We start from the raw sequence: 15,810 nt of genomic DNA on the forward strand, positions 1-15,810 counted from the left end.
CGGCTGCCATGGGAGATCTGGCCATCGCTGGTCAGGCTCGGAGGGAAATGCGGGACGAGAGGCAAGACAGCGCCATGCAGGCGCTCTGCGCGTTGGCGCAGGCAAGGATCAGCGGTGGGCGGTGGTAGTGCTCATGTCGCACGCTGGGCCGGCGCCGGGCGCGGGCCACCTTCTCGCAGGGGGTCTTGGGCGTGAATGGTAAACCAATCAGCCGTCCGCTGCGTACGGCGGCGCGGCGCTGGCGGGCGCATGGCATGATGCCGGCCACCTGTCCTGCCGTTGCCGACCATGACCATCAAGGGTAAAGCCACCTCGCTGGATATCGCCTACCTGGCCGGCGTGTCGCAGCCGACCGTGTCGCGCGCACTGCGCGGCAGCCCGATGGTCAACGAGGAAACCCGCAAGCGCATCCTGCGCATCGCCCGCGAGCTGAACTACAAGGTCGACAAGAACGCCTCCTCGCTAAGGCTGCGCAATGCCGGCACGCTGGCACTGCTGTTCTTCGAAGACCCCACTGCCGACGACTCGCTGATCAACCCGTTCTTCCACTCGATGCTGGGCTCGATCACCCGTGCCTGCGCGCTGCAGGGCTACGACCTGCTGGTGTCGTTCCAGCAGTTGTCCAAGGATTGGCAGGCCGATTACGAAGACAGCAACAAGGCCGACGGCATCATCCTGCTGGGCTATGGCGACTATCAGGAATCGCGCCAGCGGCTGCAGCTGCTGGTCGAGCAAGGCACCCACTTCGTGCGCTGGGGCGCGGCCCTGCCCGGCCAGCCCGGCATTTCGATCGGCAGCGACAATTACCAGGGCGGGCTGGACATTACCGACCATCTGCTGGCGCAGGGCTGCCGGCGCATCGCGTTCGTCGGACACGCGTCCAACCACTACCCCGAATTCGAAGAGCGCTACCGCGGCCATGCCGCTGCGCTGGCGCAGCATGGCCTGGTAGCCGACCCGACACTGCAGTTCGATGCGATCACCACCGAGTTGTCCGGCTACACCGCATGCCTGGCACTGCTGGACAGCGGCAATGCGTTCGATGCAGTGTGCGCAGCCAGCGATCTGATTGCGATCGGTGCCATGCGCGCCCTGCGCGAGCGCGGCCTACGGGTGCCGCAGGACGTGGCGGTCAGCGGCTTCGACGATATTGCGTTGGCGGCGTCGGTGGCGCCCGCGCTGTCGACCGTGCAGCAGGACACCAAGCAGGCCGGCACATTGTTGGTGGAGAGCCTGGTCGCCCTGATTCGTGGCGAGGCCGCGCAGAGTCGCACGATTCCGGTGCGTCTGGCGCTACGCGATTCCTCGCGCAGCAGCGGGCTGCAGCCGCCACTGGGATGGGCGCCGTCTGGCGCAGAGACCGGCGATGCGATGACGGGTCGAGCGTCGGATGGGACGGTCAGGCGCTGATTCAGGATTCGGGATAGCGCGCCGGTTGGGTCGCGAGATCTCGCGACCCGCTGCGTGCGGCGCAAGAGCGCAACCGGGCGCGACGGGCGTTAGCGGCAATGCCTGATCGCGCCCAGGTGCGCGCCTACCTGTTGCGCGCGTCGCGTGCAGCCTGCTCGACCATTTGCAGGTCGAGCTGCTTACGCAGGGCCGGGTCGGTGATCGGCGCATCCGACAGCAACACGCGCACGCCGTGCGCCGGCACCGCTGTTGCGAAACCACGCTGCACCTGCAACTGCTCGCCACTGACCGCATCGCGCCACGCGCCAGGCTGCAGGAAGCGCGTCACTTGAATGGTGGCTGCGGTATCGGCCTTGTTGAGCAGCACCAATGCGGTCTGGGTTGTACCTGCATGCTGATAGACGCGCAGGAACGCGGCTTGATCGCCGTGTAACCGCACATCGACCTGCACGCCACGCTGCAATGCCGGGGTGTTGCGACGCACCTGGGCGATGCGTTGCAGCGGGCCGAAGATCGGGCTCTGCTGTGCAGTGCGAATGCGCTCGACGCCGAAGTAGTTGCGATTGCCGGCATGTTCGGCACGCCCACGCATGAAGCCGATTTCCGAGCCGTAATAGATCACCGGAATGCCGCGGGCGGTGAACAACCAGTTGTGTGCATCGATAAACCCGGCATCGCTGGCATCCAGACGCGCCATGTCGTGGTTGTCGTAGAAGCTCATCAACTCGTAGGGGTTCGCATAGGGCCCTTGACGCAGGAACAAGGGCACGGCGAGTTTTTCGAAGCCGGCCTGTTCATGACCGAATACCGCGGCAAGCTGCTGCTTGAGCGGGAAATCCAGCACGCTGACGCCGGCATTGCGCGTCCAGGTATGCCCGGCGATCTTGTTGGTGTCGTAATCGAAGGCTTCGCCGAACATGAAAAAACCCGGACGTTTTTCACGAATGCGCGCCACGAAGGCATGCCAGAAGCGATCCGGCATCCAGCCGATGGTATCGATGCGAAACGCATCGGCGCCCTGCTCCATCCACTGCAGGTACGCGCCGGCCAGATAATCCAGCACCGCCGGATTGTTTTCGTTGAGGTCGGACAATTCCGCCAGGCCGCCGCCGGTGTTGTAGAAGGCATGCAATGGGTTGTGCTGCGGATCCAGTTGCGCAGGCGCGAGATTCTGGTGGTCGGCGACCAGGCGCCCCTGTGCATCGTAGAGTTTGCCGAAGCCGGGTTGCGCCTGCGGCATGGTGTAGGCCGGCGAACCGTGGTTGCCCACGATGTCCAATACGACCTTCAGCTTGCTGGCATGCATGGCGCGGGTAAAGCCGGCGAAATCCAGGCCCGGGCTGGGCAGATGTTCATCGAGCTTGTAGAAGTTGACGCCCCAATAGCCGTGATAGCCGGTCTTGCCATGGTCGCTGAGCGTGCTGCCGCAGGTGATCGGCTTGCCGCCGGTGAACGCTTCGTCGGGGTTGTCGACGATCGGGGTGATCCACACCGCCCCGAAGCCCAGGTCGCGGATGTAATCGGCATGCTCGACGATGCCTTTGAAGTCGCCACCGAGATAGCCGATGTTGTCCTCGCTGCCATCGGCGCATGGTGTGGGCACATCGAAGGTGCGATGCGCACCACCCTGATCGCGATGGTCGTTGCCGGTATCGCCGTTGACGAAGCGGTCGGTCACCACGAAGTACACCGCCTCGGCGGCAAACGGCTCCAGGGTGCCGTAGTAGTCCTTGGCTGCAGGCGCCGCCATTGCCGCGCCTGCGTACATCGTCAACGCCACATACATCGCACTGCGCATCACTGCCCTCCCGAGGCCACTGGAACCCGCACCACGCACACGCCTGCAATCAACAGGCTGAGCCCGCCAATGGCCAATGCATAGATCGGCTGCCCGCCCAGCCACACGCGCAGCACAAAGCCCAGCGCGCTGGCGGCGACCAACTGCGGAATCACGATGAAGAAATTGAAGATGCCCATGTACACGCCCATCTTTGGAGCAGGCACACTGTCTGACAGCAAGGCATACGGCAGCGACAGGATCGAGGCCCAGGCGAAACCGACCCCCACCATCGACAGCAGCAACCACTGCGGGTCGCGGATGACCAGCATCGACAACAATCCGGCGGCACCCAGCCACAGGTTGCACAGATGGCCCCAGCGCAAGCCGATCGCACGCACCAGCAGCGGAATCACCACTGCAGCCAATGCAGCAAACCCGTTATAGGCGCCGAACAACACGCCGACCCAGTTTGCGCCATCGTTGTAGGCCGCCGAAGCGGTGTCGTTCGCACCGAAATGCACTTGCGTCACTGCGGCAGTGGTGTAGATCCACATCGCAAACAAGGCAAACCACGAGAAGAACTGCACCCAGGCCAGGCGACGCATCGTCATCGGCATGCTGCGCACGTCCTGCACGATCGCCACCAACATGCTGGTGGCGGGCAACATGCGGGCCAACGCAAGCAACACGCCGTAGGCAAGACACAACCCGGCCAGCACGTACAGCATGCGGTCGCCGTGCTGCCAGGCGATGGCCGTGGCGAGCAGGACGCCCAGACCGCACCACAGCACGCTTGCCATGGGTGTCGGCGCCATGCCAGTGCTTGCCACCTGTGCGAGAGGCGGATGCGCATCGTCAAAGCCGGCCAACTGCTCTGGGCTGTACTCGCGCGTACGCAGCACCGTCCAGGTGATCGACAGGAACAATACCGCCGCGCCAAGGTAGAACGTGTAGCGCACGCTGTCGGGCAACTGGCCTGGCGGGGCGGTGTTGGCAATGCCCCAATGGGTCAGCAGCCAGGGCAGAAAACTCGCGACGATCGCGCCGATGCCAATGAAGAAACTCTGCATCGCGTAGCCGGTCGGCCGTTGCGACGGCGGTAATTGGTCACCCACCAGCGCACGGAAAGGCTCCATCGAGATGTTGATCGATGCATCCAACACCCACAGCGTCCCGGCAGCCACCCAGAGCATCGGCGCGTTGGGCATCACCAGCAAGGCCAGCGTGGTGAAGACAGCGCCCACCATGAAGTACGGACGCCGGCGGCCCCACGGGGTCCAGGTGCGATCGGACAGGTAACCGATGACCGGCTGCACGATCAGGCCGGTGAGCGGTGCAGCGATCCACAGGCCTGGCACGTCGTCGACCTGCGCGCCCAGGGTCTGGAAGATACGGCTGGCATTGGCGTTCTGCAGTGCGAAGCCGAACTGGATGCCGAGAAAGCCGAAGCACATGTTCCAGATCTGCCAGAAATTCAAGCGTGGCTTGGCGGTCATGGCGCGGCCTCCACGCGTGCTGCAGGCCCGACCAATAACGCACTGACCTGCGCCGCATTGACCACACCATCACGGCCGCCGCGACCGCCGTTGTATTGGGCAAAGTGCGCCAATGCGCTCATATTGAAGCCGTTCTCGAGCCGGAACGTACAGGCCTGCCCCGCCACCGCATCGAAAGTCCCTTGTGTGGAGAGCTGCTCGCCCACGCTATGCGGCATCACGATGACCTGCGATTGCGCGGGTTTCCCCGGGCATTCCAGCACCAGGTGTTTCACCGCGGCCGTGATACCGGTATTGATTGGGCCATTGGCATTGCGGTAACGCAGCGATACCCGATGCACGCCTGCATGTGCCGGACGCCAGCTCCAGTGCTGGCTGCCCGGCAATTGCTGCAGTGGGCCCAGCGTCAACGACGGGCTATGCAGCGACTCCAGACCATCGCGTCGCCGGGTCAGGCTGAGCACATGCAGCAGGCCATCGTCGGGAAGATCCCAGTGCGCGCTGGCATCGAGTGCGCGACCGTCCAGATACAGCGTTGTTCCTTCCGGAATGCCGATGCGATACGTGTTGCCGATCTGTTGCGCGACCGGCGCCGGTGGCATCTGCGGTGCGAAGACCTGCTTCGGTCGCGGCGGCGGCGTCAGGTCGGCATTGCGCCCAACCAACTGCACCAGCGTGGTCTGACCCTGCCGTTCGCTGCGTCCTGCCACCAGCAACTCGCCGGCATCGTTCGCCGGGCGCTGCAGCACGTACCGTCGTGCGCCCTGTTCCAGCACGATCTGCTTGGCGTCGCCAAACAACAGGGGCAGCAAGGACCGCGGCAACTTCGGTTGTAGCTTGCCATCGGCCGACAGCCCGAACACACCCTCCTGCACTGCAGACAGGTAGCCCGCCACCGACCACAGCTGGCGTGGCGAGTTCACCACCGGGCCACTGCGCGCGCCCTCTTCCACGTGTACCGCAAGGCGCTGCATCTCGTAGTTTTCCATGTTCGAGCCCGCCAGCGCGCTACCACGCATCAGCGATTGCAGCTCCAACGCGATGCGTGGCGCATCGTCCAGCGTGCGTGCAGCGCGTAGCGCATAGGCACTGACGAACGGCCATATAGCGCGGTTGTGGTAGATCGGCTGCGCGGCCTCTTGCGGCCACACCACCGGGCTGCCGCCCGCAACCATCGGGTAATTGCGCAGCGCAAGGCGCGCCCGCTGCGGCGGAAACACATCGGCCAGTACGCCCAGCGAGAGGCCGAGCAGATCCACCTTGGCGTAGCGCACCGGATGCGCTGCGCTGCCGAGATAGCTGACGTATTGGCTGCTGCGCGCATCCCAGAAACGCCTATCGATGGCCTGGCGGAGTGCATCGGCCCACTGCGCATATTGCACAGCGCGTGCATCGCCCTGCTGGCGCGCCAACTGTTCGGCCAGCCGCAACGCCTGGTAATGCAGCACGTTGGTGGAGAGCGCAAAGGATTCGGCAATGAATCGCACGTCCTCGCGCGTCCAGTCCGGGTAGGTCTGTTCTCGCCAATCCAAGAACGAGGTTTCGCCGCGGTAGAGACCGATCTGCGCATCAAACACGGCATCGCGGTCCTGCGTGATCGTTGCCTGTAGTGCCTGCGACACCTCTTCGGCAAACGGCTTGTCGTCCAGCAGGCCGCGGGCGGCAAGGAACCACACCACTCGGTCGCTGCTGATCGGCCAACTGCCGCCGGAGCCGGTGTCCTGCGCCACGAACAGTCCCGGCGTGCGCCCATCGCGTGCGGCCGAGAGCTTGAAGCGCAGTGCATTGCGCGTGCGCTCCGGCTCCAGCTGCGCCAACGCAAGATCGGCCGCAAAGCTGACATCGCGCGTCCAGACGTAGGGCCAGCGTTCGCCGGTTTCGAAGCAGGCGCACGGCACCGGCTTGCCATCGTTGAAGGCGGGGTCGCGGATCGCCTCGACGCGGTCGTCGGCCATTTCCTGCTGTGCCAGCGCGAACAAGGCGTCGAACAGCGGGCTGGCGGTGTGCGTGCGCATCGGTTGTGCCGCAATGCGGCGTTCGCCCTGCGGCCAGCGCAACACGAAGCTGCCGTCGTCCAATGCCTGCGCTTGGGCCCGGCGTCCTTGAAATTCCAGTTCGTCGGCCAGTGCCGGCGAGCTTGCCGCAACGCCCAGCGTTGCAGCCATGCAGATCATCTTCAACATCGAAGCGGCAAGACAGCTTGCGCCGTCGGCCTTCCTCCCTCGTTGCACGCGTTGTGGTGCGCGGCACGGACGTGCCACGGGCGCGGACCCTCCCAGGTGCCGTGGCGCCATGGTAGACGCGCACTCTGCTGTTCCGCACCACTGCATACGTATTCATGGGTTTCCAGCAGTGCGCAGCACGGCGCATCCACTGCAAGGCACTGCATAGTCACTGCTTGCGCAACGGTCACCTTGGGAGGGGATATGCCGCTGTCTTCACGTCGAGCGCACTCGACACTGGGCGCCGCATGGATCGCCCAGCTGCTGGTCCTCACGCTGTTCGGCGGTGCCGCGCCGCAGCTGCATGCCGAAGTCACCACCGTCAGCGTGGAGTCGCCGAACAAGGTGCTGCAGGTCAGCCTGGAGGTGGATGGCGGCACGCCTTATTACCGCGTGCAGCGCCTCGGCGAGGCGGTGGTGCAACGCTCGCGGCTGGGGTTTGAGCTACGCGACGGCCGGCTGGACCGCGGCATGGCGGTGCTTGCCCAGGCGCGCCAAAGTCACGATGACACCTGGGAGCAGCCCTGGGGCGAGACGCGGCTGGTGCGCAATCACTACAACGAGTTGCGCGTGAGCCTAGGCGAGCGCGACGGTGCGCAGCGCACGTTCGACGTGATCTTCCGCGTCTACGACGACGGGCTGGGCCTGCGCTATCGCTTCCCCAAGCAAGCAGGCATGCGCGAGGCGATCATCGACGAGGAAGTGACCGAATTCGCCATCGCGCAACCGGCCGATGCCTGGTGGATTCCCGCAGGCGAGCCGATCCACTACGAGTATCTGTATCGGCACACGCCGTTGAACCAGGTTACGCTGGCGCATACGCCGCTCACGCTGCGTACCGACAGCGGGCTGCACATCGCACTGCATGAAGCGGCCTTGGTCGACTACGCCGGCATGTGGCTGCGCCGCACCGACAACCAGCGCCTGCGCGCGCAGTTGTCGCCGGCTGCCGAAGGCTGGAAGGTGCGCCGCAGCCTGCCCTTCGATACGCCATGGCGCACGCTGCAGATCGCCGATCAGGCCACCGGCCTGGTGGAATCCAACCTCATCCTCAACCTCAACGAACCCAATATGCTGGGCGACGTGAGCTGGATCAAGCCGTCCAAGTACGTGGGCGTGTGGTGGTCGATGCATCTCAATCAACAGACCTGGGCCACCGGCCCCAAACACGGCGCAACCACCGCGACGACAAAACGCTATATCGACTTCGCCGCAGACCACGGCTTTCGCGGCGTACTGGTCGAAGGCTGGAATCCCGGCTGGGATGGGGAATGGTTCGGCAATGGCGGCAGCTTCGATTTCACCCGGCCCACGCCGGATTTCGACCTGCCAGCACTCAGCAGATACGCCGCAGCCAAGGGCGTACATCTGATCGGCCATCATGAAACCGGGTGCGCAGTGGACCATTACGAAGATCAGATCGCCGAAGCGATGGACTTGTATGCGCGCTTCGGCGTGGACTCGGTCAAGACCGGCTATGTCTGCGACGACGGCCAGGTGGAACGGCGCAACCCCGCGGGCGGCACGCCGCTGCGCGAATGGCACGACGGGCAATGGATGGCACGTCACCACCTGCACGTGGTGCAGGAAGCGGCGCAGCGCCACATTGCGGTCAATGCGCACGAGCCCATCAAGGACACCGGGCTGCGCCGTACCTATCCCAACTGGATCTCGCGCGAAGGCGCGCGCGGCATGGAATACAACGCCTGGGGCCAGCCGCCCAATCCACCCGAGCACGAAGTCAACCTGGTGTTTACCCGGCTGCTCGCCGGGCCGATGGATTACACGCCCGGCATCGTCAGCCTGAAGGGCCGCAACGGCCAGGCGATTCCCAGCACGTTGGCGCGGCAGCTGGCGCTGTATGTGACGCTCTACAGCCCGATCCAGATGGCCGCCGATCTGCCCGAGCATTATCTGCAACACCGCGATGCGTTCCGCTTCATCGAAGATGTGGCGGTGGACTGGGACCAGACCCGCGCGCTGAATGGCGAAGTGGGCGATTACGTCACCATCGCACGCAAGGACCGGCACAGCCGCGACTGGTTCCTGGGCAGCATCACCGACGAACACGGCCGCCTGCTGCAGGTGCCGCTGGGCTTTCTCGAACCCGGCGTGCGCTACATCGCGCAGATCTATCGCGATGGCGACGGCGCGGACTATGCCAGCAACCCGTTCGCCTTCGTGCGCGAAGAACGTCAGGTCAGCAGTGCCGATACGTTGGAGCTGCGTCTGGCACCGGGCGGTGGTCAGGCCATTCGCTTTGTTCCGATGGGTGGCAAACGCTGACCACGACATCGCTTGGGCGCCAACGCGCACAGCCAGCACGATCGATTGCACGGCGCAGCGGTCATACCGCCGCTGCGCATCGCGCAGCATGTCGTTGCTGAGCGCAATCACCTGGCCGTCGCCGGCATGGCCCTGGGTGGAATCGATTTCATCGCGCAACACCGCAGTGAATACGTATGCAGTGCACGTTTGCACCCAGGTGCCGTGTCTACCATACGTCGCAGTCGTGTGACGTCCATCGTGGCACGCGACGCATGACATCCAGGCAGCCCTGCCGGATCAAAAATCAAAAAACAACATGTACCTGGGAGGGGAAAATGTTGAAGCACAAGCGCTCCGCGCTGAGTATCGCCCTGGCCGTTGCCATGGCACCGACATGGGCCGCCGCGCAAACGGCAACGCCTGCACAAGCAAGCGACGCCCAACAAGGTGCGTCCGAACAGACTGCCGGCGCGGTCACCGACTTGGACAAGGTCCAGGTCACCGGCCTGCGCCGCGCAATCGAAGGCGCCATCTCGGTCAAGCGCGATTCCACTTCGATCGTGGAAGCCATTTCGGCCGAAGACATCGGTCGCCTGCCGGACGTCAGCATCGCCGAATCGCTGGCGCGCCTGCCCGGTCTGGCTGCGCAACGCGTTGCCGGCCGTGCGCAGGTGATCAGCGTGCGCGGCCTGTCGCCGGACTTCTCCACCACGCTGCTCAACGGGCGCGAAGTGGTCAGCACCGGCGACAACCGCAGCGTGGAGTTCGACCAATATCCATCAGAACTGGTCAGCGGCGTCACCGTCTACAAGACTCCGGATGCCGGCCTGGTCGGTCAAGGCCTGTCGGGCACGGTAGACATGCAGACCGCCCGCCCGCTGAGCTACAACGAGCGCGTGATCGCCATCGGTGGCCGCTACCAGCGCAACTCCTTGGGCAAGGCCGCCAACGTCGACCCCTACGGCAACCGCTTCAATGTCAGCTACATCGACCAATTCGCAGACCGCACCATCGGCCTGACCATCGGTTACGCGCATACCGACATGCCGATCCAGGAAAACCAGGTAGGCCTGTACGAACCGTGGCAGCAGGTCAACGCGCAGCGGCAACGTCCTGGTGTCGCCGATGGCGTGTATTTTTCCGATGGCATCAAGGCGCTGCGCCGCACCGGCAATCAGAAGCGCGACGGCGTCATGGCCACGCTGCAGTATCGCCCGTCCAATGCCTGGACCAGCACGCTCGATGCCTTCCACACCGAAGCCGAGCAGATCGACACCGCCAACCAGTTCGAGCTCAATCTGAGCAACTACAACGGCGGCTACACGCCTGGCCTGAACATCAGCAACGTGCGCGTCAACGATCGCAATACCTTCATCGGCGGCGATGCCAGCGGCGTCTATCCGTTGGTGCGTGGCATGTACAACAAGCGCGAAGACAAGATCGACGCCTTCGGCTGGAATAACGAAATCACGGCCGGCTCCGTCAAGATCGTCGCCGACCTGAACTACTCCAAGGCCACACGCGACGAACTGAACCTGGAAAACAATCTCCAACGCGCACCGATGCCGCAGCTGGATACCGTGGGCGTGTCGGTTGTCGGCAACGGCTTCTCGCAGCTGACGCCGGGCATGAATTATTCCAATCCGGACGAGCTGTTCCTCACCAACACCATCTATGGCTCCGGATACGGCAAGGTGCCGAGCGTGGAAGACGTGCTCAAGGGCGCGCGGCTGCAGGCCAGCTTCCCGATGCCCGAAGCGCTGAGCTGGTTCTCGGACCTGGATGTGGGCGTCAACTACGCCAATCGCGAAAAGCAGAAGACCCAGCCCGAAGGCAATATCACCCTGGGCGCACAGGGCGAGGCCACGGTGGCGGCAGACCTGCAATACGCGCCGGTCAATCTCGGCTTCGCCGGTCTCGGCTCCCTGCCTGCGTGGAATGTGCCGGCCACGGTGGCGCGCTACATGTTGTTCAACCCCAGCGACGACGCCTCGTTCCTGGTGTCCAAGGCCTGGACGGTGGAAGAAAAAATCACCACCGCCTGGCTGCGTGCCAATATCAATACCGAGTGGGGCGAAGTAGGCGTGCGCGGCAATATTGGCGTGCAGCTGCAAAGTGCAGACCAGTCCTCGCAGGCCAACTACTGGGACGCCTCGCAGCCGGCCGGTAGCGAAGTGCGGCCCATCGACGATGGCAAGACCTATCGCGACTGGCTGCCCAGCTTGAACCTGGCATTTCAGTTCCCGTACGAGCAAACGCTGCGCTTCGCCATGGCCAAGCAGGTCGCACGCCCGCGCGTGGATCAACTGCGGGCATCGCTGGAATTCGGTGTCGACACCTCCACCGGGCGCCCCGGAGCCAGCGGCGGCAACCCCATGCTCGATCCATGGCGCGCCAATGCCCTGGACATCTCCTACGAGAAGTATTTTGCCGACCGTGCTTACGTGGCCGCGGCGTTCTTCTACAAGGACCTCAAGAGCTACATCTACACCCAGAGCCGCGACAACTACGATTTCTCCGCACTGGTCGCCGGCTACGTGCCGCCGCCGGGCTCTGCACCGGTGCTGACCACCGGCACCTTCAGCGCCCCGTTCAACGGCAAGGGCGGCACCTTGCGCGGCGTCGAACTCACCGCCTCGCTGCCGCTGGATTTGATCTTGGCGCCATTGGAAGGCTTTGGCATCCAGGCCAGCGCCACCTTCAACGACAGCGACGTCAAGATCCGCGACCCGGAAAGCGCCTCCAGCGTGGGCGACGGTGAAATCAGCCTGCCGGGCTTGTCCAAGCGCGTGTACAACCTGACCGCGTACTACGAGCACAAAGGCTTCGAAGCACGCGTCAGCCAGCGTCGGCGTTCGGACTTCATCGGCGAAATCGGCAATTTCAACGGTAACCGCACGTTGCGCTACGTGGTCGGCGAGAACATCACCGACGCGCAGATCAGCTACAACTTCAGCGAAGCCAGCAGTCTGTCCGGCCTGACCCTGTTGCTGCAGGCAAGCAACCTCAGCAACTCGCCGTATCGCACGTACGCAGAAACCAAGGACCGCCCGCTGGAATACATCGAGTGGGGCCGCACCTTTGTGCTGGGTGCGAATTACAAGTTCTGAGCCATTGTAGGGATAAATAGCGCTGTTAGCCCCTCTCCCTCCGGGAGAGGGGTTGGGGTGAGGGTACGGATTCCACGCGAACACCCTCGGCATCCAAAAAGCGCTGCTTTCACCTCCTAATCGATCTACCGACAGGAGCGATGATCTATTACGCGCAATGCAATCACGGCGTCTCGCTCCAGAACTTCGAAATCTCCACCAAGGAAAAGCCGCCGGCTAGACACCGGCGGCTTTTCTTTGAACAGCATTTTCCCTTCGGGTCGGATCGTCTGGTACAGGCTGGAAGGAATCGAGCGCAAGGCCCAGACGCGCGCACTTCACGTCCTGCAGTTTCCGAGCGCCAGACATCCTCTGAAACGTTAGCCGCGGCATCGCTTGGGAATATGCTTTCGCAATCGATTTTCATCAGGCAGCCGATTCTTCAAATTTGATCGACCAAGAGGAGATACCTAACCATCTCCTACAGCGGCGCCACTACATAACTCATCTCGGTTCGCCTACCAGGCACCGCGCATCGCATGCACGCCAACTCGGATCTAACAACCCACCACAAAAAAGCGAGGCATCTCAAGGGAACGCCTCGCCGGTATCAATCAAACACACCCATCAAGCTTTCTGTGAAGCGGTAGCGTCACTCCCCGCCCATTGCACAAACGACGGCGTGCCCCGGCAAGCGCAAGCGACCATGATCGATCACCCCACGCTCAACCCCCGGCACATCGATCTGGCGCCATGCACCTGCAGGCACTGCCAGCTCGGTGATGTCGGCAGACAAGTTGAACGCCAACAGCATGACCTGGCCGGCATGCTCACGCCGGAACATCAGCACCGGCTCTGCGGTGTCGTAGAACGCGATCGCCCCTTCCCGCAAGGCCGGCATGCTCTTGCGCCAACTCAGAAATGCCCGCACGGCGCTCAGCACAGACTGGGCATCATCTTGTTGCACACTCACTGCAGCCAGACGATGCGGCTCGGACAACGGCAGCCACGGCTTGCCGCTGGTGAAACCCGCCGACGGCGCATCGGTCCACGGCATCGGCGTACGGCATCCATCGCGGCCCTTGAAAGTCGGCCAGAACGTGATGCCATAGGGGTCCTGCAGATCCTCGAATGCCACATCCGCCTCGCCCAGCCCAAGCTCCTCGCCCTGGTACAGGCAAACCGAACCACGCAACGAACATAGCAGCGCCACCACCATGCGGGCGAACGCAGGTGACGCATCGTCGCCGCCCCAACGCGTCACCGCACGCACCACGTCGTGATTGGAAATCGCCCAGCACGGCCAGCCTTCCAGCATGGTCGCCTCGAGCCGGCTGACCGTTTCACGGATATAGGCAGCACTGTAATCCTGCACCAACAGCTCGAAGCTGTAGCCCATGTGCAGACGGCCCTTGGCGGTGTACTCGGCCGTGGTCGCCAACGAATCTTCCGACGAAATCTCGCCCAGGCTTACCGCATTCGGATAGCGATCGAGCAGCGCACGCAGGCGCTCCAGGAACGCCAGGTTTTCCGGCTGCGTGTTGTTGAAGTAGTGATATTGATAGGCATACGGATTGTCCGCACTGAAGCCACGCCCTACCCGCTTGTCGGCCGGCTTGGCGGGGTTATCGCGCAGCTGCGCGTCATGGAAGCAGAAGTTGATCGCGTCCAGGCGGAAGCCATCCACTCCACGGTCCAACCAGAACCGCACATTGTCCAGGGTTGCCTGCTGCACCTCGGCGTTATGGAAATTGAGGTCGGGCTGGTCGACCAGGAAGTTATGCAGGTAGTACTGCTCGCGCCGCGGCTCCCACTGCCACGCCACACCACCGAATAGCGACAACCAGTTGTTCGGCGGCGTCCCGTCCTCGCGCGGATCGGCCCATACATACCAATCCGCCTTCGCGTTGGTCCGATCCTGACGGCTTTCCTGGAACCACGCATGTTCGATCGAGGTGTGGCTCAACACCTGATCGATCATCACCTTCAGCCCGAGCGCATGCGCCTTGTCGAGCAGACGGTCGAAATCGTCCAGCGTCCCGAACAACGGATCCACCGCACGATAGTCAGCGATGTCATAGCCGAAATCGGCCATCGGCGACTTGAAGAACGGCGAGATCCAGATGGCATCCACACCCAGCCCAGCGATGTAGTCGAGCTTGGCAATGATGCCCGGCAGATCGCCGACACCATCGCCGTTGGAATCCAGAAAACTACGCGGATAGATCTGGTAGATGACCGCCCCGCGCCACCATGGTGTCTGCAACATGCACGCCCCTCCCGGGCCACTGCTGGCAGCCAACACGGCCGCCGACTAAGGGCGTTAGCCTAGCTGCGTGGCGCACCACGGGCGCGTACGTGCATACGTATTCATTGCTCTCACGGAGAGATCACCGGCAGCCAAAAAGTGATTGCGGACGCAGCCTATTTACCACTGCTAACCTTCCGCGATTAGTGCCGTCAAAATGAGAGGACGGCGCTTGGTGACGGCTTTACCCCGTCTGGCCACACAAATTTGAAAAATTTAGCCTCTGAGCTTGAAGCGACGTCCATCGGGCAGCGGATCGATAGCAAAGCATAAAACGATCATCTGCGTCGGACACCGCCAGCTGCGACTTCAATACGATGATCGCTAGAGCGTGTTATGAACTTTGAAGTAGAGATGGGGGTATTTCCCAACATCAGGATGGAGAAGACGCCGAAGTGGAGTCCTGCCAGTGTTTCCGGCAGGCCTTCGTAATTACCTGCCAGGCGTTGGAAACGATTGACCCAACCGAAACTGCACTCCACGACCCAGCGGCGCGGCAGCAGCATAAAGCCTTTCTTGGCCTCCGGCAGTTTTCCGACGTGCAGTTCGATTCCTTCCGCGTCCGCGGCTTCGGCCGGTCCTTCGCCTGTGTGGCCTTGATCGACGAACGCTAGTTTCACCGTCTCTCACGTCACGTGCCGAACTTCCTGCGCCAGCGATCGCACTTGGGCGCGTTCCTGCTCTTCGGCCACCATGATCTGCACTACAAGCAAATGGCCGAGCATGTTCACCGCCATGTGCACCTTGCTGCCCTTTTTGCGCTTGTAACCATCGTACCCAGCACACGGTCCGCTTTCGCAGATGGACTGCAGCGTTCGCCATCTAGGATCATGCAGCTGGGCTGCGCCTGCTTGCCTTGAGCCAGCCGCAAGATGGAAAGCAAGTCGTTGATCATGGCCTCAAAGCAGCCACCGCTGGGTTTGCTGTAGACCGTCTCCCACGGCGGAAACTCGGGGGCACTCAAGCGCCATGGCGCCCCGGCCCGCGCCATCAGCGCAATGCGTTGAACATCAAACGCAGGTCATATCTGCTCTATCGTGCCTGCGGAGCCAATAGGGTCAAGCAGGGCGCAGCGAATGCCCATGCTTCATCGGATACATCGGTCGGATACGGGCGTGGCGGCCTCATCCGCTTACGATAGCCGCGCAAGCCTCAAACTCATAACACGCTCTAGGGGCAAGCCACACCATCTTCTGCAAACCAGCGCCAACCTATATAAATAGTAGGCCGGATCAAA

The 15,810-nt window shown here is 63.1% G+C and carries 7 protein-coding genes and 2 pseudogenes; 3 read left to right on the forward strand and 6 right to left on the reverse strand.

All coding sequences use genetic code 11. From position 1 onward, the window contains the following. Positions 1–288 precede the first annotated feature (288 nt). Positions 289–1,410, forward strand: a complete 1,122-nt coding sequence (locus tag LN450_RS11770) for a LacI family DNA-binding transcriptional regulator (RefSeq protein ID WP_011347904.1) — start codon at positions 289–291, stop codon at positions 1,408–1,410. A 124-nt stretch (positions 1,411–1,534) separates the two neighbouring features. Here the strand turns inward: LN450_RS11770 and LN450_RS11775 are convergent, their stop codons facing one another. Genes LN450_RS11775 through LN450_RS11785 form a run of 3 tightly spaced genes read right to left on the reverse strand, consistent with a single transcriptional unit; the run spans position 1,535 to position 6,869 of the window. Beyond that, a complete protein-coding gene (locus tag LN450_RS11775) occupies positions 1,535–3,160 on the reverse strand; it encodes an alpha-amylase family glycosyl hydrolase (protein WP_039416259.1) in 1,626 nt (541 codons plus the stop codon). Between the two features lie 47 nt (positions 3,161–3,207). After that, complete coding sequence (locus LN450_RS11780; RefSeq protein WP_011347906.1) at positions 3,208–4,686, reverse strand: MFS transporter; 1,479 nt, start codon at positions 4,684–4,686, stop codon at positions 3,208–3,210. Continuing rightward, positions 4,683–6,869 (reverse strand): glucosidase family protein, encoded by a 2,187-nt coding sequence (locus LN450_RS11785; protein ID WP_039416230.1) that lies wholly within the window; start codon positions 6,867–6,869, stop codon positions 4,683–4,685. Before LN450_RS11785 ends, LN450_RS11780 begins: the two co-directional genes overlap by 4 nt. A 243-nt stretch (positions 6,870–7,112) precedes the next feature. Between LN450_RS11785 and LN450_RS11790 the strand changes: the two genes are divergently transcribed. Then, positions 7,113–9,194 carry a glycoside hydrolase family 97 protein gene (locus LN450_RS11790; protein ID WP_011347908.1) on the forward strand — a complete coding sequence of 694 codons (2,082 nt, stop codon included), beginning with the start codon at positions 7,113–7,115 and terminating at the stop codon, positions 9,192–9,194. Between the two features lie 3 nt (positions 9,195–9,197). Here the strand turns inward: LN450_RS11790 and LN450_RS11795 are convergent. After that, a pseudogene (locus tag LN450_RS11795) lies at positions 9,198–9,523 on the reverse strand (hypothetical protein); the annotation flags it as partial. Between LN450_RS11795 and LN450_RS11800 the strand changes: the two are divergent. Then, positions 9,512–12,286 carry a TonB-dependent receptor gene (locus LN450_RS11800; protein ID WP_011347909.1) on the forward strand — a complete coding sequence of 925 codons (2,775 nt, stop codon included), beginning with the start codon at positions 9,512–9,514 and terminating at the stop codon, positions 12,284–12,286. The pseudogene LN450_RS11795 and the gene LN450_RS11800 overlap by 12 nt on opposite strands. A 631-nt stretch (positions 12,287–12,917) precedes the next feature. Here the strand turns inward: LN450_RS11800 and LN450_RS11805 are convergent. Then, complete coding sequence (locus LN450_RS11805) at positions 12,918–14,534, reverse strand: alpha-amylase family glycosyl hydrolase (protein ID WP_011347911.1); 1,617 nt, start codon at positions 14,532–14,534, stop codon at positions 12,918–12,920. A gap of 317 nt (positions 14,535–14,851) precedes the next feature. Beyond that, positions 14,852–15,701 (reverse strand): annotated as a pseudogene (locus LN450_RS11810) (IS5 family transposase). Positions 15,702–15,810: the final 109 nt, after the last annotated feature.

It is taken from the genome of Xanthomonas euvesicatoria pv. euvesicatoria (genome assembly GCF_020880415.1).
GTDB lineage: Bacteria > Pseudomonadota > Gammaproteobacteria > Xanthomonadales > Xanthomonadaceae > Xanthomonas > Xanthomonas euvesicatoria.

Coding starts and splice junctions, on each gene's coding strand:
- LN450_RS11770 (WP_011347904.1), top strand. CDS start 289: ATGACCATCAAGGGTAAAGCCACCTCGCTGGATATCGCCTACCTGGCC.
- LN450_RS11800 (WP_011347909.1), top strand. CDS start 9,512: ATGTTGAAGCACAAGCGCTCCGCGCTGAGTATCGCCCTGGCCGTTGCC.
- LN450_RS11775 (WP_039416259.1), bottom strand. CDS start 3,160: ATGGCGGCGCCTGCAGCCAAGGACTACTACGGCACCCTGGAGCCGTTT.
- LN450_RS11780 (WP_011347906.1), bottom strand. CDS start 4,686: ATGACCGCCAAGCCACGCTTGAATTTCTGGCAGATCTGGAACATGTGC.
- LN450_RS11785 (WP_039416230.1), bottom strand. CDS start 6,869: ATGTTGAAGATGATCTGCATGGCTGCAACGCTGGGCGTTGCGGCAAGC.
- LN450_RS11790 (WP_011347908.1), top strand. CDS start 7,113: ATGCCGCTGTCTTCACGTCGAGCGCACTCGACACTGGGCGCCGCATGG.
- LN450_RS11805 (WP_011347911.1), bottom strand. CDS start 14,534: ATGTTGCAGACACCATGGTGGCGCGGGGCGGTCATCTACCAGATCTAT.